Origin of the sequence: Kitasatospora sp. NPDC096147 (genome assembly GCF_044763225.1) — a bacterium.
Lineage (GTDB): Bacteria > Actinomycetota > Actinomycetes > Streptomycetales > Streptomycetaceae > Kitasatospora.
The window spans coordinates 5,044-28,819 of the sequence record NZ_JBIWFX010000006.1 but is presented as its reverse complement, the minus strand read 5'-3'; the positions used below and the strand labels follow the sequence as shown (position 1 = coordinate 28,819).

Below are 23,776 nucleotides of genomic sequence, written 5' to 3'. Positions count from 1 at the left end.
CGTGCTGACGATCGGTGACAAGTTCCCGGAGTTCGAACTCAACGCCTGTGTCGACCTCGACGCCGCGAACGCCTTCGCCGAGATCAACCACAAGTCCTACGAGGGCAAGTGGAAGATCGTCTTCTTCTGGCCGATGGACTTCACGTTCGTCTGCCCGACCGAGATCGCCGCGTTCGGCAAGCTGAACGAGGAGTTCGCGGACCGCGACGCCCAGATCCTCGGCGTCTCCGGCGACTCCGAGTTCGTCCACCACGCCTGGCGCAAGGACCACAAGGACCTCCGCGACCTGCCCTTCCCGATGCTGGCCGACGTCAAGCACGAGCTGATGCGGGCCTGCGGCGTCGAGGGTGCGGACGGCACCGCCCAGCGCGCGGTCTTCATCGTGGACCCGAACAACGAGATCCAGTTCGTCATGGTGACCGCCGGCTCCGTCGGCCGTAACCCCAAGGAGGTCCTGCGGGTGCTGGACGCCCTGCAGACCGACGAGCTGTGCCCGTGCAACTGGAACAAGGGCGAGGACACCCTCGACGCCCAGTCCCTGCTGGCGGGCTGACCCATGGCGCTCGACGAACTGAAGGCGGCCCTTCCGGACTACGCGAAGGACCTGAAGCTCAACCTGAGCGCCGTGATAGGCAACTCCGAGCTGCCCTCCCAGCAGCTCTGGGGCACCGTGCTCTCCTGCGCCATGGCGACCCGCTCGGCCTCGGTGCTGCGCGAGCTGGAGCCGGTGGCCAAGGCCGAGCTGAGCCCGGCGGCGTACAACGCCGCCAAGGGCGCAGCCGCGATCATGGGCATGAACAACGTCTACTACCGGACCACCCACCTGCTGTCCGACAAGGACTACGCGGGCATGCGGGCCGGTCTGCGGATGAACATCATCGGCACCCCGGGCGTCGAGAAGGCCGACTTCGAGCTGTGGTGCTTCGCGGTCTCCGCGATCAACGGCTGCGGTCAGTGCCTCGACTCGCACGAGGGCGTACTGCGCAAGGCGGGCGTGGACCAGGAGACCATCCAGGCGTCCATCAAGATCGCCGCCGTGCTGCAGGCCGTCGCGTCCGTGCTGGACGCCGAGGCCGCGCTCTCCACCGAGGCGCTGGTCTGACGGCTCGTCAACCTCGACGGGGCCCCTTCCGGGTGAAACGGAAGGGGCCCCGTCGTACGTCCGCTCCGGGTCTCGGGCGCTCCGGGTCTCGGGCGCTCCAGGTCTCAGATGCTCCGGTCTCAGGTGCTCCGGGCCTCAGGCCCGGTCGGCCGCCTGCGCGGCCTGGGCCGCCTCCAGCGCCTCGAAGACCTCCTGCCCGGCGGCGGCCCGGCGGCGCAGGTGGGAGACCACCGTGTTGGTGACCGCGATCAGCGGCACCGCCACCACCGCTCCGCCGATCCCGCCGACGATGGTGCCGGCCGCCACTCCGAGCACCACCGCGAGCGGGTGCACCCGCACGGCCCGGCCGAGGATCAGCGGCTGGAGCAGGTGGCCCTCGATCTGCTGCACCGCCACCAGCACCACCAGCACCATCAGCGCGGTGAACGGACCCACCGTCACCAGCGCGATCAGCACCGCGATGGTGCCCGTCACCAGGGCGCCGACCAGCGGCACGAAGGCCCCGAGGAAGACGATCACCGCCAGCGGCATGGCCAGCGGCACCCCGAGCAGCTCGATGCCGATCCCGATGAACAGCGCGTCGATGAAGGCCACGCAGACGGTGCCGCGCACGTACGCGGTCAGCGTGCTCCACGCCTTGGGGCCGGCCCCGGCCATCGCGTAGCGGGACTGCCGGGGGAGTACGCCGAGCAGCCAGTTCCAGATCCGGGCGCCGTCGTAGAGCAGGAAGAAGGTGGTGAAGAAGGCCAGCACCACGCCGGTCAGCACCTCCACCGCCACCGTCACGCCGGTGAAGCCGGCCGAGGTGATCTGCTCGGAGTTGGTGCCGATCGCGGTGGAGATCTGCTTGGCGAAGTCGGTGATCTGCTGCTCCGTCAGGTGCAGCGGTCCGGTGACCAGCCACTCCCGCAGGCGCTCGACGCCGGCCTGCACCTGGTCGGTGACGTCGTGCAGGTTGGTGCTCACCTGCCAGACCACGAACCAGCCGACCAGGCCGATGCCGCCTATCCCGGCCAGGAAGCTGCTGGCCGCCGCCAGCGAGCGCGGTACGCCGTGCCGCTTCTGCCAGGAGACCACCGGCTCCAGCAGGGCCGAGACCAGCAGGGCGGCCAGCACCGCGAAGGCCACCAGCCGGAGCATGTCGACCACCCGGAAGACCAGGTAGAGGGCCGCCGCCAGCAGCAGCAGCCGCCAGGTCGACTCGGCCGCCACCCGCAGGCCCCACGGCAGCGCCTCGGCCGGGGTGTCCGGGCGGACCTGGTACGCCTCGCGGACCGGCTCGGGGCGGGGCGGCTCGGCTGGCGCCTCGACGAAGACCCGTACCTGCGGCACCGGCTGCGACTGCGACTGCACCGACGACTGCGCACCGGCCGGCGCCTCCCGGACCACCGGCAGTCCGCCGCTCCCGCCCGGCTCGGCCGCCGCCTGCCCGGCCCGCGCCGCGCCCCGCTGGAGGGCGGAGCCCAACCGGGCTGCCGCCCGGGACAACCAGAGGCCCTGTGCCACCTCGACCACCGCTCCCCGCTCGCGCGCCGTGGGTCCCGCCACGGCCGTCCGGGGACGACGGTACCCGGCCCGACCGGGCCCGGCTCACGGATACCCCGGACCGGCTCGATCAGACATCCACGAATCGGGATGTTTCGGACAGTTGAGTCGCGGGCAGGGGCCGGAGTACACGGACCGCCTGTCCGCGGACCGGCCCCGGAGGCACCAGGACCCACTCCGGGCACCGCGTCCGCACCCGGCCGCACCGCCCGCGCGCACGGTCAAGCGCTTCCGGGCGGCGCGGCCCGCCCCCTCCGGGACGACGACGGCCCCGACCTGAGGACAGGTCGGGGCCGTGCGCGTGGTCTGACGTGGTGTCTAGTACCAGTGGTGGGACTGCCAGAACGACCAGGCGCCACAGGGCGAGCCGTAGCGGCTGTTCATGTAGTTGAGGCCCCACTTGATCTGGGTCGCGGGGTTGGTCCGCCAGTCCGCGCCGGCCGAGGCCATCTTGGAACCGGGCAGCGCCTGGACCAGGCCGTACGCGCCGGAGCTCGGGTTGCTGGCGGTGTAGTTCCAGCCGCTCTCGCGCTTCACGATCTGGCTGAAGCACTGGAACTGCGCGTCGTTGCCGACGATCTGGGCCGCCATCTCCTGGACCGAGCCGGCCGGGACGCTGGCCATCACGGAGCGCGCCTTGGCGCGGTTCGCGGCCTCCTCGTCGCTCTTGCGCTTGGCCTCGGCGGCCTTGGCGGCCTTCTCCGCGGCCTCCTTGGCAGCCTTCTCCGCGTCGGCCTTGGCCTGCGCGTCGGCGGCGGCCTTCTGGCGCGCGGCCTCCTCGGCGGCCTTCTTGGCGGCGGCGTCGGCCGAAGCCTGCTGCGCGGACGCCTGGGCGGCGAAGTGGTCGCTGACCGTCTGGGCGTGGGCGCCCACCGGGACGTCCTGGAGCAGGGTGGCTCCGGCGACATCGACCGGCTGGGTCTGCTTCGCGCCCTCGCTGCCCGAAGCCACACCCACGACCGCACCGACAGCGGTGACGGCGGTGGCGGAGGCCACGGCAACTCCCCGGACCGAGATCCGAGTCACATGGTTTCCTTCCAGCAGCACCCGCAGCCGTGACCGTCCGGGTGCACCATGCCCCTGGTCACTGGCCTCCATGGTGGTGCTCTGGTCACGGGAGACGCTGGCCCGGCACCTCTCCGGCAGGCCGGATCGGCGGTTCGTTCGGGCGGCGTACGGCTCATGGCTGTTCAGTTGTCCACCCGCCGACCGGAGTTGTCGGGTGATATGTGCCGTACGCGGGGCCTGACAGAACCCTCACCATGCCGCACCGGGACGGGTCAACGCAATTCCCCTTCGCGTGGCAGATGTCACAACCTTCGCCACCAGGGTGTTTGGCGGGGACGCGTCCGACTGACAGTCAGATCTGATGACAGCAACGGGACCTGATACTTCGTACCAGGTCCCGTTGTCCGTACTTGCCCCGCTATGCCCTACCGGGCCGGCCCGCCTAGGGGCCGACGTCCTCCAGCATCTCGGTCACCAGTGCGGCGATCGGCGAACGCTCCGACCGGGTCAGGGTGATGTGGGCGAACAGCGGATGGCCCTTCAGCTTCTCCACCACCGCGACCACCCCGTCGTACCGGCCGACCCGGAGGTTGTCCCGCTGGGCCACGTCGTGGGTGAGCACCACCCGCGAGCCCTGGCCGATCCGGGACAGCACGGTGAGCAGCACGTTCCGCTCCAGCGACTGGGCCTCGTCCACGATCACGAAGGCGTCGTGCAGCGAGCGCCCCCGGATGTGGGTGAGCGGCAGGACCTCCAGCATCCCCCGGGAGATGACCTCCTCGATCACGTCCGGCGTGGTGACCGCCGAGAGGGTGTCGAAGACCGCCTGGGCCCACGGGCCCATCTTCTCCGCCTCGCTGCCCGGCAGGTATCCCAACTCCTGCCCGCCGACCGCGTAGAGGGGACGGAAGACCATCACCTTCCGGTGCTGCCCGCGCTCCAGCACGGCCTCCAGGCCGGCGCACAGCGCCAGCGCGGACTTGCCCGTACCGGCCCGGCCGCCCATCGAGACGATGCCGACCTCCTGGTCGAGCAGCAGGTCGAGGGCCACCCGCTGTTCGGCGCTGCGACCGCGCAGGCCGAACGCCTCCCGGTCGCCCCGGACCAGCCGCACCCGGCCGTCCGCGGTGACCCGGCCGAGGGCCTTGCCCCGCTCGGAGGTGAGCACCAGACCGGTGTGCACCGGCAGCCCGTCCGCACCCTCCACGTCGAGCGCGGCGTCGTGGGCCGCGCCGAACAGCGCGTCCACCTGGTCGCCGGAGACGTGGAGTTCGGACATCCCGGTGTACCCCGAGGTGATCGCCAGCTCCGCGCGGTACTCCTCCGCGAGCAGACCGACCGAGCTGGCCTTGATCCGCATCGGCAGGTCCTTGGAGACGACGGTGACGTCGTACCCCTCGGCCTGGAGGTTGCGCGCGACCGCGAGGATCCGGGTGTCGGCCTCGCTGCCGCCGATGCGGTAGCCGGCCGGGAGCACCGAGGTGTCGGAGTGGTTGAGCTCCACCCTGATGGTGCCGCCCACCTCCCCCACCGGGATCGGCTCGTCGAGCCGGCCGAAGCGGACCCGGTAGTCGTCCAGCAGGCGCAGCGCCTGGCGGGCGAAGTAGCCGAGCTCCGGGTGGTGCCGCTTGGCCTCCAACTCGGTGACCACGACCACGGGGAGGACGACCTCGTGCTCCTCGAAGCGGGTCATGGCGAGTGGATCCGCCAGGAGCACGCTGGTGTCGAGAACGTACGTGCGCCGGTCTGGTGTCCGGCGGCTCTTGGTACTGACCACTTGGCCTCCAGAGCCGGTCCCCCGACCCGGGCGGCCGGGTACCGGTCATGGTGGGTCTATTCCCTCACCTCAGACCTGACGAACCCACCTGGAGATCATCCTGTTGGTTAACTTTCGGTACGTCAGGCCGACCGTGGGCCAACGGCCCTGACCACCCGGGACACCCCTGGGGCGGCGGTCCCGTCCGACGGGGCCTCGGAGACCCGTCCGACGGTCGCGCAGCCGGAAGTCCCGCACCGCCCGCAGGAAGTCCACCCGCCGGAACGCCGGCCGGTACGCCTCGCAGCAGCAGGCCCCTCCACTGCGGGGGAGAACCCCACACCCCCGGCCGACCCCCACCGCAGCCGGGCGGTCCCGTCCGACGGGGCCTCAGAGACCCATCCGACGGTTGCGCAGCTGGAAATCGCGCAACGCCCGCAGGAAGTCCACCCGCCGGAACGCCGGCCAGTACGCCTCGCAGAAGTAGAACTCCGAGTGCGCGCTCTGCCAGAGCAGGAAGCCGGACAGCCGCTGCTCGCCCGAGGTGCGGATGACCAGGTCCGGGTCGGGCTGGCCCTTGGTGTAGAGGTGCTCGGCGATGTGCTCGACGTCGAGCAGGTCGGCCAGCTCCTCGATCGAGGTGCCGCGCTCGGCGTGCTCCTGGAGCAGCGAGCGGACCGCGTCGGCGATCTCGTGCCGGCCGCCGTAGCCGACCGCGACGTTGACGGTGACTCCGTTGACGTGGGCGGTGGCCTCGGCCGCGTCCTTGAGGGTGGAGGAGGTCCGCTCGGGGAGCAGGTCCAGCGCGCCGACCGGGTGCACCTTCCAGCGGCCGTCGGCGGCGAGCCGGCGGACGGTGTCCTCGATGATGCCGAGCAGCGGGACGAGCTCGTCCGCCGGGCGGGAGAGGTTGTCGGTGGAGAGCATCCAGAGGGTGACCACCTGGACGTGCGTCTCCTCGCACCAGCCCAGGAACTCGCTGATCTTGTTCGCGCCGCGCTGGTGGCCGTCCGCAGTGGTGCCACCGGTCGCCTTGGCCCAGCGGCGGTTGCCGTCCAGGATCACGCCGATGTGGTGCGGGGTGTTCTCCAGGTGGACCTCGACCCGGCGGCCGTAGAGCCGGTAGGCGTTGTCCAGCAGGGTGCGGAGACCCGGCGTGCGCTCGACGACGTCGCGCAGACCCAATGTTGTTCGGTCCCTCCGTGCCTCGGCCCCGGGCAGGGTGCCGAAAAATACCCTGCGCAGCCTACTCCGGCACCGGTCCGCACGGTAAAGCCGCAGGTACCGACCGTGTCACGACCTGACGACGGCGCCGTGACCCGGGACACGGAACGGTCTCCTGTTCCTTAAATATGCCGTAAGCCGCCCGCCGACTCCTTGACGCTTGCCATTGGTCTAGTCCAGCTTGTGACCAAGAGCACGTGGCCGCCCCACACGGCCGCCGCTCCCACCGGAACCACAGCGGACTCCCCTCCCCCACAACGGAGCCGCCGCGCCCCCCACCGCGGCGGCTCCTCCCTCCCCACAGGAGCGTCTCCATGGCTCGTACGCTGTCGCAGCCGTCCCACCGGCGCCGGCGCAGCCCCGTCCCCGCCTTCGCGGCCGGCGGCACCGCGCTCGCCCTCGCCGCCACCGGCCTGGCCCTGTTCGCGGGCGGCGCCAACGCCGCCGTCGGGAACCTGGTGGCCAACGGCGGCTTCGAGGCGGGGAACCTCTCGGGCTGGACCTGCACCGGCACCGCCTCCGCCGTCTCCTCCCCGGCCCGCACCGGCTCCTACGCGCTGAACGCGGCGCCGAGCAGCTCGGACACCGCCGAGTGCCGGCAGACCGTCAGCGTGCTGCCCAACACCAGCTACGCGCTGGCCGGTTGGGTCCAGGGCCCGTACACCTACCTCGGGGTGCGCGGCACCGGCGGCACCGACCCGTCGGTCTGGTCGAGCCAGTCCAGCTGGAACCAGCTCTCCACCACCTTCACCACCGGCGCGAACGTCAACAGCGTCACGCTCTACGTGCACGGCTGGTACGGCCAGGCCGCCTACCAGGCGGACGACATCACGCTGACCGGCCCGGGCGGCACCGCCTCCCCGACGCCGACCCAGACCGTCACCCCGACCCCCACCGTCACGCCCACGGTCACCCCCACGCCGACCGTGACCCCCACCGTGACGCCCACGGTCACCCCGACCGTGACCCCCACCGTCACGCCGACCTCGACCCCCACCGGTCCGGTCACCGACCTGCCGAAGCACGTGCTCACCGGCTACTGGCACAACTTCGACAACGGCGCGACGGTCCAGAAGCTCAGTGAGGTGCAGAGCGCCTACGACATCATCGAGGTGTCGTTCGCGGACTCGGTGCCGACCCGGACCGGCGCGATCACCTTCCAGCTCGACCCGGGCCTGTCCAGCAAGCTCGGCGGCTACACCGACGCGCAGTTCCGCGCCGACGTGAAGGCCAAGCAGGCGGCCGGCAAGAAGGTCGTCCTCTCCATCGGCGGCCAGAACGGCGCCATCACGGTCAACGACGCCACCGCCGCCACCGCCTTCACCGACACCGCCTACGCGGTGCTGAAGGACTACGGCTTCGACGGCATCGACGTGGACCTGGAGAACGGGGTCAACCCGGAGCACCTGGGCAACGCGCTGCTCAACCTGCAGGCGAAGATCGGCTCGAAGTTCGTCCTCACCATGGCGCCGGAGACCATCGGCGTCTACTCCACCGAGGGCGCGTACTTCAAGCTGGCGCTGAAGACCAAGTCCATCCTGACCGTGATGAACACCCAGTTCTACAACTCCGGTGGCATGAACGGCTGCGACGGCAAGGTCTACACCCAGGGCACCATCGACTTCATCACCTCCCAGGTCTGCACCCAGATCCAGGGCGGCCTGCGGCCCGACCAGGTCGGCATCGGCGTCCCGGCCTCGACCAAGGCGGCCGGCGGCGGCTACGTGGCCCCGAGCGTGGTCAACAACGCGCTCAGCTGCCTGGCCACCGGCACCAACTGCGGCTCCTTCGTCCCGCCGGCCAAGTGGCCGACCATCCGCGGCGCGATGACCTGGTCGACCAACTGGGACGCCAACAACGGCAACGCCTTCTCCAACACCGTGGGCCCGTTCGTCCACGCCATGCCGTAACACCTCCCCCGGTGCGCGCCCTATGAGGGTGGGGTCGCGCACCCCGAGGCCCGTCACGCCGCTCCAGGCGTGGCGGGCCTCCGACGTGCTCTCCCGCCACCTGCGCACCGGCATGGCCGATTCCGGAGCCGGGCAGGGCCGTGCGCCTGCGTAGGATTCTGTCGTGGCGCGGCCGGGCGAAGCCGACTCCCGTACCGCGCCTGACAGTTCGACGATCGGTCGGCCTCCGACGGGGAGTGGTCATGCGTGCGTTCCGCAAGGCGATCATCGGTCTGGCCGGCGCGGCGGCGCTGACCTCCGGCATGACGGGCACCGCCTCCGCCGCCACCGGTGACGGGGTCTGCGACAGCGGCGAGTTCTGCCTCTACTACGGCCGGGACTTCACCGGGCACGTCTTCGACACCACCGCGAGCCGGAGCAGCTACATCGGCCTCAGCTACCCCGGCACCTCGATCCGGCTCCTGGACGGGGTCGGCTCGTGGTGGAACCGCACCGACACCCGGGTGGAGGTCTTCGAGAACTCCAACTACGCCGGGGCCGGCACGCTCATCGCCCCCGGCAGCAGGTCGGTCAACACGTACCGCCACAGCGCCGCTTCGCACTGGATCGGCTGACGGAGGCTGCTGACGGAGGCTCGGGACCACCCCGCCGGCTACCCCGCCAGCAGCACCGCGAGCAGGGTGCCGAGCAGCAGCGGCGGGCCGAACGCCAGGTCGTCCTGGCGGCCGGCCCGCCGGGTGGCCAGCAGCGCGACCGCCCACACCCCGGCCAGCACGACCGTCCACACCAGCCCGGCCAGCACCGTGGACCAGCCGCTGACCGCCAGCAGGGCGGCCAGGCTGGGAGCCAGCTTGGCGTCCCCGAGGCCGATCGGCACCAGCAGGGCCAGCAGGGCGAAGCCCAGGCCGAGCGCCAGCGCCGCGAGCAGGCAGCGGAGCAGCCCCTGACGCTCGGTCAGCACCAGCAGGGCGGCGGTGCCGAGGGCGAGCGGCAGGGTGAGCACGTCGGGCAGCCGGTGCACGGAGGCGTCGATCAGGCCGAGCGGCACGCCGAGCACCGCCAGCCAGACCAGCACCGGCCAGCCGGCCACCGCCCCGTACCCGGACCCGACCGCCGCCCCGGCCGCCACCGTCACCACGCCCAGCACCGGCAGCGGCACCGGCCACGCGCTCTCCCCTTCATAGGGCACCGCCCACCGCCGCACCGACCACCGCACCCACGGCACCGCCAGCAGCCCGGCCAGCGCCCCGCCCAGAATCGCCGTCATGGGGCACAGTCTCCCGGAACACCTGATGTTGTGGGCAAGGCCACGTGCCTGTTCCGGGCCTCGCGGCCGTAGCATTACCGAGCATGCAGGTCATCCAGTCCAGCAAGCTCGCCAATGTCTGCTACGACATCCGCGGCCCGGTGCTCGACGAGGCGATGCGACTGGAGGACCAGGGCCATCGCATCCTCAAGCTGAACACCGGCAACCCCGCCGCCTTCGGCTTCGAAGCGCCCCCGGAGATCCTCCAGGACATCCTGAAGAACCTCTCCACCGCGCACGGCTACGGCGACTCCAAGGGCCTGCTCTCGGCCCGCCGCGCCATCGTGATGCACTACGAGGACCGCGGCCTGCACGGCCTCACGGTGGAGGACGTCTTCCTCGGCAACGGCGTCTCCGAGCTGATCCAGCTCGCCATGACCGCCCTGCTGGACGACGGCGACGAGGTGCTCGTCCCGGCCCCGGACTACCCGCTGTGGACCGCCTCGGTCTCGCTGGCCGGCGGCACCGCCGTGCACTACCGCTGCGACGAGCAGTCCGAGTGGTACCCGGACCTGGCCGACATCGAGGCCAAGGTGACCGACCGGACCAGGGCCATCGTGGTGATCAACCCGAACAACCCGACCGGTGCGGTCTACCCGCGCGAGGTGCTGGAGGGCATCGCCGAGATCGCCCGACGGCACAAGCTGGTGCTCTACGCGGACGAGATCTACGACAAGATCCTCTACGACGACGCGGTGCACGTCCCGCTGGCCACCCTGGCGCCGGACCTGTTCTGCGTCACCTTCAACGGGATGTCCAAGTCCTACCGGGTGGCCGGCTTCCGGTCCGGCTGGATGGTGCTCTCCGGCGACCGGCACCGGGCGGCCAGCTACATCGAGGGCCTGAACGTGCTGGCCAGCATGCGGCTGTGCGCCAACATGCCGGCCCAGCACGCGGTGGCCGCCGCGCTCGGCGGCCGGCAGTCCATCAAGGACCTGCTGCTGCCCGGCGGCCGGCTGCTGGAGTCCCGGGACGCGGCGTACGAGCTGCTGAACGCGATCCCGGGGGTGAGCTGCGTGAAGCCGAAGGGCGCGCTCTACGCCTTCCCCCGGCTGGACCCGCAGGTCTACAAGATCAAGGACGACGCCCGGATGGTGCTGGACCTGCTCCGGGCCAAGCGCATCCTGATCGTCCAGGGCTCCGGCTTCAACTGGCCCGAGCCCGACCACTTCCGGCTGGTCACGCTGCCCCGCCCGGAGGACATCACCGACGCAGTCACCCGGATCGGCGACTTCCTCTCCGGCTACGTGCAGCCGTAGCGCGCCTTCGGCAGAACGGCCGGAGCCCCGCCCGGACGATCCCCAGAGGGTTGGGATCGTACGGTCGGGGCTCCGGCCGTTCCGTGACGCCGGGTCAGCTCACCGGGCGTCAGCCCAGGCGGTCGACCAGCGCCGCGTACTCGTCCCAGAGCGCCTTCGGCGTGTGCTCGCCGAACAGCTCCAGGTGGGCGGGGACCAGGGCGGCCTCCTGGCGCCAGATGTCCCTGTCGACCGAGAACAGCAGGTCGAGGTCGGCGTCGGCGATCTCCAGGCCCTTGAGGTCGAAGCCCTCGACGGTCGGCAGCACGCCGATCGGGGTCTCCACACCGGCGCCGATGCCCTCCAGTCGCTCGACGATCCACTTCAGCACCCGGCTGTTCTCGCCGTAGCCGGGCCAGACGAAGTCGCCGCCGGCATTCTTGCGGAACCAGTTGACGTAGTAGATCTTCGGCAGCTTCGCGGCGTCGGCCTCGGCGCCCAGCTTCAGCCAGTGGGCGAAGTAGTCGCCCATGTTGTAGCCGCAGAACGGCAGCATCGCGAACGGGTCGCGGCGCAGCTCGCCGACGGTGCCCTCCTGGGCCGCGGTCTTCTCGGAGGCGATGTTGGCGCCCAGGAAGACGCCGTGCTGCCAGTCGAAGGACTCGGTGACCAGCGGGACGGCGGTGGCCCGGCGACCGCCGAACAGGATGGCCGAGATCGGCACGCCGCCCTGGGCCTCCCACTCCGGCGCGATGGTCGGGCACTGCGCGGCCGGGACGGCGAACCGGGCGTTGGGGTGGGCGGCGGGGGTGCCGGACTCCGGGGTCCAGTCGTTGCCGCGCCAGTCGGTCAGGTGGGCCGGCGGCTCGTCGGTCAGGCCCTCCCACCAGACGTCGCCGTCGTCGGTGAGCGCGACGTTGGTGAAGACCGTGTTGCCCCAGAGGGTGTCGATCGCGTTGGCGTTGGTGTCGGTGCCGGTGCCCGGGGCGACGCCGAAGAAGCCGGCCTCCGGGTTGATCGCGTAGAGCTGCCCGTCGGCGCCGAACCGCATCCAGGCGATGTCGTCGCCGATGGTCTCGACCTTCCAGCCCGGGATGGTCGGCTGGAGCATCGCCAGGTTGGTCTTGCCGCAGGCGGACGGGAAGGCGGCGGCGATGTACTTCGGCTCCGCGCCGGACGGCGGGGTGAGCTTGAGGACGAGCATGTGCTCGGCCAGCCAGCCCTCGTCCCGGGCCATGGTGGAGGCGATCCGCAGCGCGTAGCACTTCTTGCCGAGCAGCGCGTTGCCGCCGTAGCCGGAGCCGTAGGACCAGATCTCCCGGGTCTCCGGGAAGTGCGAGATGTACTTGGTGGTGTTGCACGGCCACGGCACGTCGGCCTGGCCCTCGGCCAGCGGGGCGCCGACGGTGTGCACGGCCTTGACGAACTCGCCGTCCTCACCGAGCTGATCCAGCACGGCCTGGCCCATCCGGGTCATCACGCGCATCGAGACGGCGACGTAGGCGGAGTCGGTGATCTCGACGCCGTACGCGGCCAGCGGGGAGCCGACCGGGCCCATGGAGAACGGCACGACGTACATCGTGCGGCCCTTCATCGCGCCCTTGAACAGGCCCTCGGCGCCGGTGAACAGCTCCCGCATCTCGGCGGGGGCCTTCCAGTTGTTGGTCGGGCCGGCGTCCTTCTCCTGCTCGGAGCAGATGTAGGTGCGGTCCTCGACCCGGGCCACGTCGGTCGGGTCGGAGGCGGCGTAGTAGGAGTTGGGCCGCTTCTCCTGGTTGAGCTTGGTGAAGGTGCCCTGGGCCACCAGCTGGTCGGCGAGGCGCTGGTACTCCTCCTCTGAGCCGTCGCACCAGACGACGGCGTCCGGCTGGGTCAGCTCCGCGATCTCGCTCACCCAGGCGAGCAGGCGCTTGTGACGGGTCGGCGCGGGTGCGCTGGGCGCAGAGATCTCGTTCGACACGATCGCTCCGTTTCACGCCATCTCGTCGGGGAGGCGGCGTCGCGGTGGTTGAGGGTGTCTACACCGTAGCTCCGGGCTCAAGCCCCTGACATGGCAGAGAGGCGTGATTGGCGCAATTTTTACGCCTTCTTGTCTAAGTACTGACGGGTAACAAGGCATCGGCGTCCCTCTCGGGGACCCCGAGTGCCACCACCGAACACTCCAGAACGTACAAAGGTGGCGATCATCACTTCCTACTTATTGGTAACCTACGGGACCGTAGGTAGGATCGCGCCATGACGGATGTCCTGAGCCAGGCACTGGCGGAGATCAAGCCCAAGTGGCGCGGCTGGCTGCACGCGGGGATGTTCCCGGCCTCGGTGGCCGCCGGGATCGTGCTGATCTGCCTGGCCGGCTCGACCGAGGCCCGGATCGCCTGCACGGTGTACTCGATCAGCGCCTGGATGCTGTTCGGCGTGAGCGCGGTCTACCACCGCTTCGACTGGGGCCCGCGCGGCGACGCGGTGCTGCGCCGGCTCGACCACGCGAACATCTTCCTGATCATCGCGGGCTCGTACACCCCCTTCACCATCCTGCTGCTGGACGGCGGCCGGCAGCAGCTGCTGCTCTGGCTGGTCTGGGGCGGAGCGCTGGCCGGGATCGCCTTCCGGGTCTTCTGGGTCGGCGCCCCGCGCTGGCTCTACACCCCGTGCTACCTGGCCCTGGGGTGGGCGGCGGTGTTCTTCCTGCCGGACTTCCTGCGCACCGGCGGGGTGGCCGTGATGGTGCTGATGGTGGTCGGCGGCGTGCTCTACAGCGTGGGCGGGGTGGTGTACGGACTCAAGAAGCCGAACCCCTCACCACGCTGGTTCGGCTTCCACGAGGTCTTCCACGCCTTCACCCTGGGGGCGTTCATCACGCAGTACGTCGGGGTCTCGCTGATCGCGTACAGCGTCGCGAACTGAGACCACGTCAGCGGGCGGGCCACCAGGGGCTGGTCGCCGGGGACACGCCGTCAGCGGGCGGGCCGCCAGCGCACACGTCGTCGGCGGGCACACGCCGTCAGCGGGCGCGTCGGCCCTCCAGCCGCTGCCGGGCCCGGGCGCACTGCTCGCAGTGATCGGCCTCCGGCCGGATCGCTGCTCTGCGGCGCAGCGCCCGCACCTTGAACCGGCGGGCCACGTCCAGCATCACCAGCCCGACCTCGGCCGCCGCGACGATCCAGACCATCCTGGGCCCGCCCAGCACGTAGGCCAGCACCACCGCGAACGCCGCCGCCAGCGCGACCAGCGTCCCCGTGAACCGCACCGCCATCTGCTCCCCTCCTCTGACACTCCATGGGATTCCGACGGCACACACGGTGACATGCCGGACCGGCAGGAAGGCGAACGAGGGGTCAACGCTTCGTCAAAAAAGACCGAGGGCGCGGTGCCGGTTTCCGGCACCGCGCCCTCCGTTTCCCACTGCTGTCGTGCTGCTGTCGTGCTGTTGGGGTGCTGTTGTGGTGACCTTCGCCGGACGCTCTGGTGCCGCGTCCGGGCCGTCCGCCCCGGTGCTACCTCCGGGCCCGCTGCCGGGCCGTCCGCAGTCCGAGGCCGGTCAGGGCGGTGACCAGCAGGGCCGCGCCCGCCGTGCCCGCCGTCAGCAGCGACGGGCCGTCCGGCTCCGCCACCGGAGCGGCCTGGTAGCCACCGCCCTTGCCCGCCCGGTCGTACGCCGAACCGGGCAGCTTGTCGCCGTACCGCTGCCGCACCTGCTGCTGGTAGTCGGCCAGGCTCACCCCGGCGCCGACCGCCTTGCGGGCGTCCTCGTCCAACGGCAGCACCCGGCCGCCGCGCAGCACGTACCAGGCGTCGATCTGCGGCTCGCGGAAGGCGGTGCCACCGCCGGTGGAGGCCGCCTGCGCCGCGTAGTCGGTCTCGTCGCCGCCGGTGGCGATGTTGACGACCCGCCAGCCCGCGCCCTGCTTGGCCGTCCAGACCGAGGCCACCTGGCCGTCGGCCGCGACGGCCTTGCTGGCGGTGAACTCGGCCCGGGCCACCGGGGCGCCCGGGGTGCCGGCCACGAAGCCCGGGTCCAGCAGGTAGACCGGGACGGTGTCGCCGCTCAGCCGGGGTGCGGCCTGCGCGGCGGCCCTGGCCTCGTCGGCCGGGGAGAGCGCGATGGACTGGTTCGGCGGGACGCCCTTGCGGGCGAAGAACCGGCCCAACTGGTCGGTGACGGACGGTGCTTCGGCCGCGGCCCGGGCCGCGCCCAGCTCGGTGGGGGCGAGCTGGGCGGGGGCTGCGGCGGGGGCCGGGTCGGCCGCCTGGGCGAGCGGGGCGGAGGCCAGGGTGGCGGTGGCGGCCAGCAGGCCGGCGGCCAGCAGCCGGGCGGAGTGCCTACGGATGGTGTTGGTCATGGTCGTCTCCTCAGGCGCCGATCCGGTAGAGGGAGTGGGTCCAGGAGAACGTGTTGTTGTTGACGTAGTAGTTGTAGTCCGCCCAGTTGTAGCGGGAGTTGGACGGCCACGGGTCGCCCCAGTAGACCCAGTTGTTTCCGGTGTCGTAGCCGTAGATCACGTGCATGTGGCCACCGCCGGAGGACCACTGGATCCGGGTCTCGATCGGCCGGCTGGCGTCGATCTCGGTCTGCACCGTGGTGTAGCGCAGGTAACCCGTGACGTACGAGCCGGAGTTGATGCCGATGTAGCGCAGCGCCGTCTGCACGTTCCCCAGCGTGGCCTGGTTGTTCGGGCAGCTGGAGTTGATCGAGCGGTTGAAGGCGGCGTTGCAGAACTGGTTCTGGCTGTAGGTGTAGCCGTAGAAGGTGGCGATGGTGTTGCCGCTCGCCGACCAGCACCAGTTGGTCTGCTGCTGTTGCTGCATGGTGATGTTGAGCCTGCGTGCCCCGAGCGCCGTGACGGCACCGGGGGCCTGGGCGGCGGCGGGCCTGGCCTGGGGGGCGGTGGCCGCCTGGGCCGGGGTGACGGTGGTGACCGCCGCGAGGGTGGGGGCGAGGACGCCGAGCGCGAGTGCGGCGACGGCACGGCGCAGACGTGTACTGGACGTTCGCATGGGCTTCTCCTCCTTGCGTTCCCGCAGGAGAGGGGATGTGGGGGTACCGCGACGGGGCGCGGTGCAGTGAGCATCGGCCCATGACGCGAGCCGGTCAACGCACCTCGTCAGGGCCCCCGGGCGGGTGTGAACGGGACCCCGTGAGCTGTGAACGCGACGGGCACCCGGCCCACGTCAACACGTCCGGACCGGTGACAACTCGGCACGGGCGTGTGAATATTCACGGTCAACTGACAGACGGGAGCCAGCCGTGCAGCAGACCGTCCAACCCGAGCTCGCAGCCGCCCTCCGCACCGGCCCGTTCCACCTCGCCCTACGGGCCGCCATCACCGCCCGGGGCCTCGCCCTGCACCGGCTGCGGCTGCACCTGTCCCAGCGCGGCGTCCAGGTCGGGGTGACCAGCCTGAGCTACTGGCAGCAGGGCCGGCGCCGCCCCGAGCGGCCCGAATCGCTGCGCGCGGTACGGGTGTTGGAGGAAGTACTGGAGCTGCCCGAGCACTCACTGACCCGGCTGCTCGGCCCTCGCCAGGCCCCCGCCGAACCGGCCGTCGGCCCCGCCGTGCTCCCCTACCGCGACCTGATCGGCCCGGCCGTCGCGGTGGACGGCCTGCTCGCCACCATCGCCAGCCCGCCCGACACCGGCCTGCACACCGTCACCCACATCGAACGGGTCCGGATCGGCGCCGACCGGCAGATGGTCAGCCGGGACTCCCAGCACGCCCTGCGGGCCCACCGCGACGGCATCGACCGCTACCTCGCGCTGTACCAGGGGGACCCCGGCTGCGACATCTCCGCCGTGCGGGTGCGGGGCGAGGAGAACTGCCGACCGGGACGGGTCCGGCGCGATCCGGCGGCCGAACTGCTGGTCGCCGAGCTGCTGTTGGACCGGCGACTGCGGACCGGGGACACCCACCTGCTGGGGTACGGCTTCGACGACGCCCCGGCGGCGGTGCCGTCCACCGAGTACGTCCGGGGCTTCAACTCCGGTGCCGGGCAGTACGTCCTCCAGATCACCTTCCACCCGGCCGCCCTGCCGGTCCGCTGCCACCGCTTCGCGACCCGTTCTCCCGGCGAACCGCCTTACGAGAGCGAGGAGTTGACACTCGATGGGCACCACTGCGTCCATCTGGTCGCGAGCTCACTGAGCCCTTGCCTGCTGGGCATCCGCTGGGACTGGGAGTAGCGGCCGGGCGGAAGAGCACCGGCCAGGGGCGGCGGAGGGCACGTCGACCGGAAGGACACGGACCAGGGGCCCGAGGGAGCTACGCACAGCAGAAGGCATGCCGACCGGAAGGGCACGGACCAGGGGCGCGAGGAACTGCGCGCGGCGGAAGGCAACGACCCGCGTGCCGGGAACGGAGACTCACCTGCAAGTGACCCTCCACACCCGGCAATCGGCCCACCGTCTTCCGACCCGCGCAGTTCCCCGCGCCCCTGACCACCCTCCGGGCGGCCCAGAGCGCGGCCCGAAGGAGCTACGCACAGTAGAAGGCATGCCAACCGGAAGGGCACGGACCAGGGGCGCGAGGAACTGCGCGCGGCGGAAGGCAACGACCCGCGTGCCGGGAACGGAGCCTCACCTGCAAGTGGCCCTCCGAACCCGGCAATCGGCCCACCGTCTTCCGACCCGCGCAGTTCCCCGCGCCCCTGACCGCCCTCCGGGCGGTCCAGAGCGTGGTCCGAAGGAGCTACGCACAGCAGAAGGCATGCCAACCGGAAGGGCACGGACCAGGGGCGCGAGGAACTGCGCGCGGCGGGAGACGGCGACCCGTGTGCCGGGTGCGGAGCCTCACCTGCAAGTGGCCCTCCGAACCCGGCAATCGGCCCACCGTCTTCCGACTCGCGCAGTTCCTCGCGCCCCTGACAGCCCTCCGGGCGGTCCATAGGCGGTCCGAGCGCGGCCCGAGCGCGGTACGGGCGGCGTAGGGGGTGGGGTCAGGCGAGGTCGATGGAGAGGCAGTCCTCGACCGGGCGGTAGCCGAGCTTCTGGTAGATCGAGTTGCTGGTGGGGTTGGCCAGGTCGGTGTAGAGCAGCACCTCCGCCGCACCGGCCGCCAGCGCCTGCGCCGACCCCGCCGCGACCACGCCGCTCGCGTAGCCCCGGCCGCGGTCCTGCGGCGGGGTGTAGACCGGCCCGATCCGGGACATCCCCGCGATCACCTCACTGACCCCGGCGAAGGAGACCACCCGCCCCTCGTGCTCCCAGACGAGCAGCCCGCCCCCGGCGATCCGCCGCTCCACCGTCGGCCGGTGGTTCTCCCCGGGGATGGCCAGCTCGGCCTCGGCGACGAAGTCCCCGAACCAGTCGGTCAGCAGATCGGTCTCGGCCGGCCTGGCCGGCCGGACCGCACCGGCGGGCAGCGGCGACGGGTCGGTCAGCTCGCCCAGCCGGTACAGCCGTTCCTCGGACCTGACACTGCTCCCGACCCCGGTCTGCTGCTTCCAGGCAGCCGCGAACGCCTCCGCGGCGTCCTTCCCGCCGCCGACCCCGGGCAGCTCCCGCCCGTCCTGCGCGAGCGCCACCGCCAGCTCGGCCGCCACCTCCGGCTCCATCGCGCTCAGCCGGAGCGGGAACGGCGGTGTCCGGGCGAAGGCGGCGGCCACCGGTGCGTCCGGCTCCGGCCGCCACCAGCCGAACCACGGGTCGGCCTCGCCGAAGACGTGCAGCCCGGCGGTGGCGAGGTTGTGCACCAGGGTCAGCAGGACGGTGTTCTCCGCCGGATGGGCGGCCAGGAAATCACCGGCCTGCGCGCGGAAGTCGTCCAGGGAGGAGGAAAGAGTCCAGGTCATGCCGCATCCTGCCTGAAATCCGGCACCTCACGCACCCTCATTTCCGGCGTGCCGGGCCCCCACCTTCGCCGCCAACTCGGCCGCCTCCGCGACCGGCGCCTCGCACACGAAGTGGTGGCAGACGTAGGCCCCGGCCGCCCCGCCCACCAACGGCCGTCCGGCCAGCAGCGGCACCTCCGAGGAACCGGGTTCGCCGACCGCCACCACCGCGCCCGGTGCGGTGCCGAGCAGCGCCGTCCGGTGCAGCAGCGCCCGCCCGGGGTCGCCCTCGGCACCGACCACGGCCACCTCGCGCGGCCCGTCCGCCAGCGCCTCGGCCGCGGCCAGGCCCCAGCCCACGAACCTCGGTGCCCGGCCGCCCAGCGCGCCGACGATGCCGAGCGCCCCCTCGGCCGCCGTCCGGTGCCGCTCCGAGCCGGTGTACGCGGCGTAGGTCAGCAGCGCCTGCGCGGCGGCCGTCCACCCGGAGGGGGTGGCGTTGTCGGTCGGGTCCTGCGGACGGCGGATCAGCTCCTCGGCGTCGTCGGCGGTGTCGTACAGCGCCCCCGACGCCTCGTCCCGGAAGTGCGCCAGCACCACGTCCAGCAGGCCGCCGGCCAGCCCGAGCCACTCCGTCCCGCCGGTCACCGCGTACAGCGCGAGGAAGCCCTCGGCAGTGTCCGCGTAGTCCTCCAGCACCCCCGCGTTGGCCCCGGCCCGGCCGTCCCGGGAGGTGCGCAGCAGCCGGCCGTCCTCGGTGAGGTGCACGGTGATCAGCAGATCGGCGGCCCGCTCGGCCGCCGCCACCAGGTCCGGCCGGTCCAGCAGTGCGCCGGCCTCGGCCAGTGCGGCGATCGCCAGCCCGTTCCAGGCCGCCACCACCTTGTCGTCCCGGGCCGGCGCCGGCCGGCCGAGCCGGGCCTCGTACAGCGCGGTCCTGATCCGCTCGTAGGCCCCCTCGTCCGCCGGATCGGCGAGCAGCTGGAGCACCGAGCTCCCGTGCTCGAAGGTCCCCTCCCCGGTGACCTCGAACAGTCCGGCGGCCACTGCCGCGTCCGACTCCCCCAGCACCTCGGCGAGTTGGCCCGGCGTCCAGGCGTAGTACGCCCCCTCGGCGTTCTTCCCGGTCGCCTCGTCCAGACTGTCCGCATCCAGCGCGGAGGCGAACCCGCCTTCGGGGGTGCGGAGTTCACGCAGCAGGAAGTCGGCCGTCTCCAGCGCGATCCGGCGCGGCAGCGCGGCGCCGGTGGTCCGCCACAGGTGCAGGTAGACCCGGAGCAGCAGGGCGTTGTCGTAGAGCATCTTCTCGAAGTGCGGCACCACCCAGCGGTTGTCCACCGCGTACCGGGCGAAGCCGCCGCCCAGCTGGTCGTAGATCCCGCCGCGGGCCATCGCCTCGCAGGTGTGCTCCGCCATCTCCAGCGCCCCGGCCGCGCCGGTCCTGGCGTGGTGCCGCAGCAGGAACTCCACCGCCATCGACGGCGGGAACTTCGGCGCCCCGCCGAAACCGCCCCGCTTCTCGTCGTAGCTGCGCGCCAACTCCTCCACCGCAGAAGCCAGTTCATCGCCCCCAGGAGCCCGGTGCACCCCGCTGCCGACCCCGTACACCGAGGCCCGCTCCGCCAGGTCCGCCCGGATCCGGGCCGCCACCTCACCGACCTCGTCCCGCCGGTCCCGCCAGGCCGCCTGCACCCCCTCCAGCACCTGCCGGAACCCGGGCATCCCGTGCCGGGGCTCCGGCGGGAAGTACGTCCCGAAGTAGAACGGCTCCTGACCCGGGGTCAGGAACACCGTCATCGGCCATCCGCCCTGCCCGGTCGCGGCCTGCACCGCCTCCATGTACACCGCGTCGACGTCCGGCCGCTCCTCGCGGTCCACCTTGACCGCCACGAAGTGCTCGTTGGCGTACGCCGCCACCGCCTCGTCCTCGAAGGACTCGTGCGCCATGACGTGGCACCAGTGGCAGGCCGCGTACCCGACGCTGAGCAGTACCGGCACCCCGCGCCGCTCCGCCTCCGCGAAGGCCTCGGGGCCCCACTCCCACCAGTCGACCGGGTTCTCGGCGTGCTGCTGCAGGTACGGGGAGGTCGCGTCCGCGAGACGGTTCGGCATGCCCCCATCCTCGCGCACGAGGCGGCCGAATCCACCTCGGACCATGGCAGCGTGTCCGCCCCAGGTCATGCCGCTGCGATCCTCCGGCCGGTCCGCACCTTTCCCTACGGCACCGACGGCACCGACGGCATCGCCGGCGAGGCCGGGGACGGCACCGCCCGGACGTCGGAGCCGCGGCGTCCGACCGTGTCCCGGTGACCACGGCCGGACGCCGCCACGAGGCCGCGACCGGATTCGAACCGATGTGAACCGCTTTGCAGGCGGCCCCCTGACCACTCGGGCACACGGCCGTGCATTTCCTTGCCGACAAAGAACGTAGACGATTCCACCCGGCCCCTGTCAACCGTCTGCCGGAGGCTTCCGATACGTCCAACTCGGCCCCGTATGGCCCGATCTGACGGAGGGTCACACAAACGGAATCAGTCTCTTCGATATTTTTACACTGGTTTACATGAGGTCATATCGGACACCGGAAATCTCACCATGCGAGAGGATTCGACTTTCCACATGAGCTTCACGGTCGCGCTGACCTGCGAAGGAGTAACGATCCGTAGCCGTTTCAAGATCGCTGGGGCCGGATGTTCCTTGTGATCATGACATTGTCACCTTACGCTCGACCTTGATCTCGAAGACGCACTGTGCCCCGCCGTTGTACGGGTGCGCGTTCTTCGTCACTCTCCCTTTCGGGGCAGGGGTGTGACCATCCGAGGGGTTCTTCGGACAATTCCGCATGGGGGTTCTCGAATGTCTTCCGGCATTTCCATGACCAGCGCCACCGAATCGAAGCTCGCCCACGGCTGGCTCGGCTCGGCCGACCTGAAGACGATCGCCGAGCAGGTCGGCACTCCGGTGTTCGTGTACAGCGAGGCGCAGCTGCTGCGCAACGTCGACCGGATCATGCGGGCGGCCGAGGCGGCCGGCCTGCGGGACCGGGTCGACCTGTACGTGCCGTTCTTCCCCAACTCCAACCCGCACGTGCTGCGGCCGTTCCAGCGGCTCGGCGTCGGCCTGCTGGTCCAACTCCCCGGCGAGTACCGGCTGCTGAAGCAGTTCGGCTTCGAGCGGTTCATCGTCTCGCCCGGGCACGTCTCCGACGAGGAGATGACCTACTGGGCGCAGACCGGCCACCCGACCTTCCTGTCCAGCCTGGACGAGGTGCGGTTCTCCCTGGAGGCCGGCGCCCCCTCGATCAGCGCGCGGATCGACAGCCTGGACTCCGGCAAGCCCGGCATCAAGCTCCGCGAGCTGGACCAGCTCTCCGCGCTGCTGGCCGAGCACGGCCGGGAGTTGGACTGCTTCGAGGTCTACTGCGGGAGCGGCAACTCCCGGGAGGCGATGACCGAGATCATCGAGACCCTGTTCTCGATCTTCAACGAGCACTTCCCGCAGACCCGTTCGATCAACTTCGCGGGTGGCCACGGCTTCGTCTACGAGGCGTGGGCGGAGGACGAGAAGCACTTCGACTGGGGCCAGTACCTGGGCGACCTGCGCGCGATCGCCGACCGGATGGGCATCCCGGAGCACGTCCGGTTCATGTTCGAGCCGGCCCGCGACGTGCTGGCCGACACCGGTGCGCTGCTGCTCGGCGTCGAGCGCAGCGTGATCACCAACCCGGTGTCCAACATCGTGGTGACCGACGGCACCCGGATGCTGATGCCCTCGGCCCAGCTGCGCGAGCGCCACCACCACGTGGTCTTCCTGGACGAGGAGCTCCGGGAGATCCCGACCGACGGGCAGACCGGCGGCTGCACCGCCGCCCTGCGCGGTCGCACCATCCTGCGGCACGACTACGTGCTGCCCGGCGAGGTCTGGGTGCCGGACGGCGTGGACGGCAGCAGCCACCTGCTGATCCTCGACGTGGGCGCGTACTGCGCCACCCAGCACATGGAGTTCCTCAACGTGCCGCCGGCCGCCGAGGTGCTGGTGGACACCGACGGGGTGCCGCACCTGATCACCGACCGCGGGCCGGAGGACGACAAGTGGCGCCACGTGCTGGCCGAGATGCAGGAACTGAAGGGCTGACCGTGACCGACACCCCGCTGACCGACAGCCCGCTGACCGACCCGTCGCCGACCGGCACCGAGGGCGCGACCGACCCGTTCGAGCTGTTCGCGCGCTGGCTGGCCGAGGCCGAGGACACCGAGCTCAACGACGCCAACGCGATGGCGATCGCCACCACCGGCCAGGACGGGCTCCCCGACGTCCGGATGGTGCTGCTCAAGGACTTCGACCCGGACGGCTTCGTGTTCTTCACCAACACCCGGTCCCGGAAGGGCGCCGAGCTGGCCGAGAACATGCAGGCGGCCGGCCTGCTGCACTGGAAGTCGCTGCGCCGTCAGGTCCGGTTCCGCGGCCCGGTGGAGGCGGCCACCGAGGCCGAGGCGGACGCCTACTTCGCCTCCCGGGCCCGGCAGAGCCGGATCGGGGCGTGGGCCTCGCAGCAGTCCCAACCCCTGGCCGACCGGGCCGAGTTGGAGCAGGCGGTGGCCCGCGAGACGGCCCGCTTCGGCGACGGCGACGTGCCGCGTCCGCCGCACTGGAGCGGCTACCGGATCCGCCCGACCTCCCTGGAGTTCTGGTCCGACCGGCCGTTCCGGCTGCACGAGCGGCTGGTCTTCGAGCGGGCCAAGCCCGAGGCCGACTGGCAGCGCGGCCTGCGCCATCCCTGAGCCGACCGGGCTCACCAGGGCGGGGGGGCCCCCCCCCCCCCGGGGGCCCGCCCCCCCCCCCCCCCGCCCGGGGGGGCCCCCCCCCCCACACCCCCCCCCCCCGCCCCCCGGCGGCCCCCGCACCCCCCCGGGGGAGCCCCGC

The 23,776-nt window shown here is 71.6% G+C and carries 20 protein-coding genes and 1 tRNA gene; 9 read left to right on the top strand and 12 right to left on the bottom strand.

Translation table 11 applies throughout. The annotated features are described in order from the left end of the window. Position 1 precedes the first annotated feature (1 nt). Both ACIRBX_RS20405 and ACIRBX_RS20400 read left to right on the top strand, forming a co-directional pair. A complete protein-coding gene (locus ACIRBX_RS20405) occupies positions 2-553 on the top strand; it encodes a peroxiredoxin (RefSeq protein ID WP_345282077.1) in 552 nt (183 codons plus the stop codon). 3 nt (positions 554-556) lie between these two features. Next, on the top strand, positions 557-1,102 hold the full coding sequence (locus ACIRBX_RS20400; protein WP_402298454.1) for an alkyl hydroperoxide reductase: 546 nt from the start codon (positions 557-559) through the stop codon (positions 1,100-1,102). 135 nt (positions 1,103-1,237) lie between these two features. Here ACIRBX_RS20400 and ACIRBX_RS20395 read toward each other — a convergent pair whose 3' ends face one another. From ACIRBX_RS20395 to ACIRBX_RS20380, 4 genes are all read right to left on the bottom strand, one after another. After that, on the bottom strand, positions 1,238-2,650 hold the full coding sequence (locus ACIRBX_RS20395) for an AI-2E family transporter (RefSeq protein WP_402298453.1): 1,413 nt from the start codon (positions 2,648-2,650) through the stop codon (positions 1,238-1,240). Positions 2,651-2,965: 315 nt separating this feature from the next. Continuing rightward, the gene (locus tag ACIRBX_RS20390) at positions 2,966-3,673 is read right to left on the bottom strand and encodes a transglycosylase SLT domain-containing protein (RefSeq protein ID WP_402298452.1); all 708 of its coding nucleotides are present in this window, start codon (positions 3,671-3,673) and stop codon (positions 2,966-2,968) included. 424 nt (positions 3,674-4,097) lie between these two features. Continuing rightward, on the bottom strand, positions 4,098-5,432 hold the full coding sequence (locus ACIRBX_RS20385) for a PhoH family protein (protein ID WP_402298451.1): 1,335 nt from the start codon (positions 5,430-5,432) through the stop codon (positions 4,098-4,100). Positions 5,433-5,801: 369 nt separating this feature from the next. Further along, positions 5,802-6,551, bottom strand: a complete 750-nt coding sequence (locus ACIRBX_RS20380) for an isoprenyl transferase (RefSeq protein ID WP_402298786.1) — start codon at positions 6,549-6,551, stop codon at positions 5,802-5,804. A 398-nt stretch (positions 6,552-6,949) separates the two neighbouring features. On the opposite strand from ACIRBX_RS20380, the gene ACIRBX_RS20375 reads away from it, so the two are divergent. Both ACIRBX_RS20375 and ACIRBX_RS20370 read left to right on the top strand, forming a co-directional pair. Further along, on the top strand, positions 6,950-8,545 hold the full coding sequence (locus ACIRBX_RS20375; RefSeq protein WP_402298450.1) for a chitinase: 1,596 nt from the start codon (positions 6,950-6,952) through the stop codon (positions 8,543-8,545). Positions 8,546-8,787: 242 nt separating this feature from the next. Beyond that, complete coding sequence (locus ACIRBX_RS20370; RefSeq protein ID WP_402298449.1) at positions 8,788-9,159, top strand: peptidase inhibitor family I36 protein; 372 nt, start codon at positions 8,788-8,790, stop codon at positions 9,157-9,159. A gap of 38 nt (positions 9,160-9,197) precedes the next feature. On the opposite strand, the gene ACIRBX_RS20365 is transcribed toward ACIRBX_RS20370, so the two are convergent. Further along, positions 9,198-9,812 carry a prepilin peptidase gene (locus ACIRBX_RS20365; protein ID WP_402298448.1) on the bottom strand — a complete coding sequence of 205 codons (615 nt, stop codon included), beginning with the start codon at positions 9,810-9,812 and terminating at the stop codon, positions 9,198-9,200. Positions 9,813-9,895: 83 nt separating this feature from the next. Here ACIRBX_RS20365 and ACIRBX_RS20360 point away from each other — a divergent pair, with 83 nt between their 5' ends. Then, a complete protein-coding gene (locus ACIRBX_RS20360) occupies positions 9,896-11,110 on the top strand; it encodes a pyridoxal phosphate-dependent aminotransferase (protein ID WP_402298447.1) in 1,215 nt (404 codons plus the stop codon). 109 nt (positions 11,111-11,219) lie between these two features. On the opposite strand, the gene ACIRBX_RS20355 is transcribed toward ACIRBX_RS20360, so the two are convergent. Next, complete coding sequence (locus ACIRBX_RS20355) at positions 11,220-13,049, bottom strand: phosphoenolpyruvate carboxykinase (GTP) (protein ID WP_402298446.1); 1,830 nt, start codon at positions 13,047-13,049, stop codon at positions 11,220-11,222. Between the two features lie 275 nt (positions 13,050-13,324). Here ACIRBX_RS20355 and ACIRBX_RS20350 point away from each other — a divergent pair, with 275 nt between their 5' ends. Next, positions 13,325-13,993, top strand: a complete 669-nt coding sequence (locus tag ACIRBX_RS20350; protein WP_402298445.1) for a hemolysin III family protein — start codon at positions 13,325-13,327, stop codon at positions 13,991-13,993. A gap of 97 nt (positions 13,994-14,090) precedes the next feature. Here the strand turns inward: ACIRBX_RS20350 and ACIRBX_RS20345 are convergent, their stop codons facing one another. The 3 genes from ACIRBX_RS20345 to ACIRBX_RS20335 form a co-directional block, all read right to left on the bottom strand. Beyond that, positions 14,091-14,342 carry a hypothetical protein gene (locus ACIRBX_RS20345; RefSeq protein ID WP_402298444.1) on the bottom strand — a complete coding sequence of 84 codons (252 nt, stop codon included), beginning with the start codon at positions 14,340-14,342 and terminating at the stop codon, positions 14,091-14,093. 241 nt (positions 14,343-14,583) lie between these two features. Then, the gene (locus ACIRBX_RS20340) at positions 14,584-15,429 is read right to left on the bottom strand and encodes a hypothetical protein (RefSeq protein WP_402298443.1); all 846 of its coding nucleotides are present in this window, start codon (positions 15,427-15,429) and stop codon (positions 14,584-14,586) included. Positions 15,430-15,439: 10 nt separating this feature from the next. Then, positions 15,440-16,084 carry a papain-like cysteine protease family protein gene (locus ACIRBX_RS20335; RefSeq protein ID WP_402298442.1) on the bottom strand — a complete coding sequence of 215 codons (645 nt, stop codon included), beginning with the start codon at positions 16,082-16,084 and terminating at the stop codon, positions 15,440-15,442. Positions 16,085-16,334: 250 nt separating this feature from the next. Here ACIRBX_RS20335 and ACIRBX_RS20330 point away from each other — a divergent pair, with 250 nt between their 5' ends. Continuing rightward, complete coding sequence (locus ACIRBX_RS20330; protein WP_402298441.1) at positions 16,335-17,267, top strand: hypothetical protein; 933 nt, start codon at positions 16,335-16,337, stop codon at positions 17,265-17,267. Positions 17,268-18,019: 752 nt separating this feature from the next. Here ACIRBX_RS20330 and ACIRBX_RS20325 read toward each other — a convergent pair. From ACIRBX_RS20325 to ACIRBX_RS20315, 3 genes are all read right to left on the bottom strand, one after another. Next, a complete protein-coding gene (locus ACIRBX_RS20325; protein ID WP_402298440.1) occupies positions 18,020-18,874 on the bottom strand; it encodes a GNAT family N-acetyltransferase in 855 nt (284 codons plus the stop codon). A gap of 27 nt (positions 18,875-18,901) precedes the next feature. After that, positions 18,902-20,965 (bottom strand): thioredoxin domain-containing protein, encoded by a 2,064-nt coding sequence (locus tag ACIRBX_RS20320; protein ID WP_402298439.1) that lies wholly within the window; start codon positions 20,963-20,965, stop codon positions 18,902-18,904. A gap of 219 nt (positions 20,966-21,184) precedes the next feature. After that, positions 21,185-21,255: transfer RNA gene (locus tag ACIRBX_RS20315), tRNA-Cys, on the bottom strand. 472 nt (positions 21,256-21,727) lie between these two features. Between ACIRBX_RS20315 and ACIRBX_RS20310 the strand changes: the two genes are divergently transcribed. Both ACIRBX_RS20310 and pdxH read left to right on the top strand, forming a co-directional pair. Beyond that, a complete protein-coding gene (locus tag ACIRBX_RS20310; RefSeq protein WP_402298438.1) occupies positions 21,728-22,987 on the top strand; it encodes a hypothetical protein in 1,260 nt (419 codons plus the stop codon). Between the two features lie 2 nt (positions 22,988-22,989). Then, the gene (gene pdxH / locus ACIRBX_RS20305; protein WP_402298437.1) at positions 22,990-23,634 is read left to right on the top strand and encodes a pyridoxamine 5'-phosphate oxidase; all 645 of its coding nucleotides are present in this window, start codon (positions 22,990-22,992) and stop codon (positions 23,632-23,634) included. The last annotated feature ends 142 nt before the right edge of the window (positions 23,635-23,776 follow it).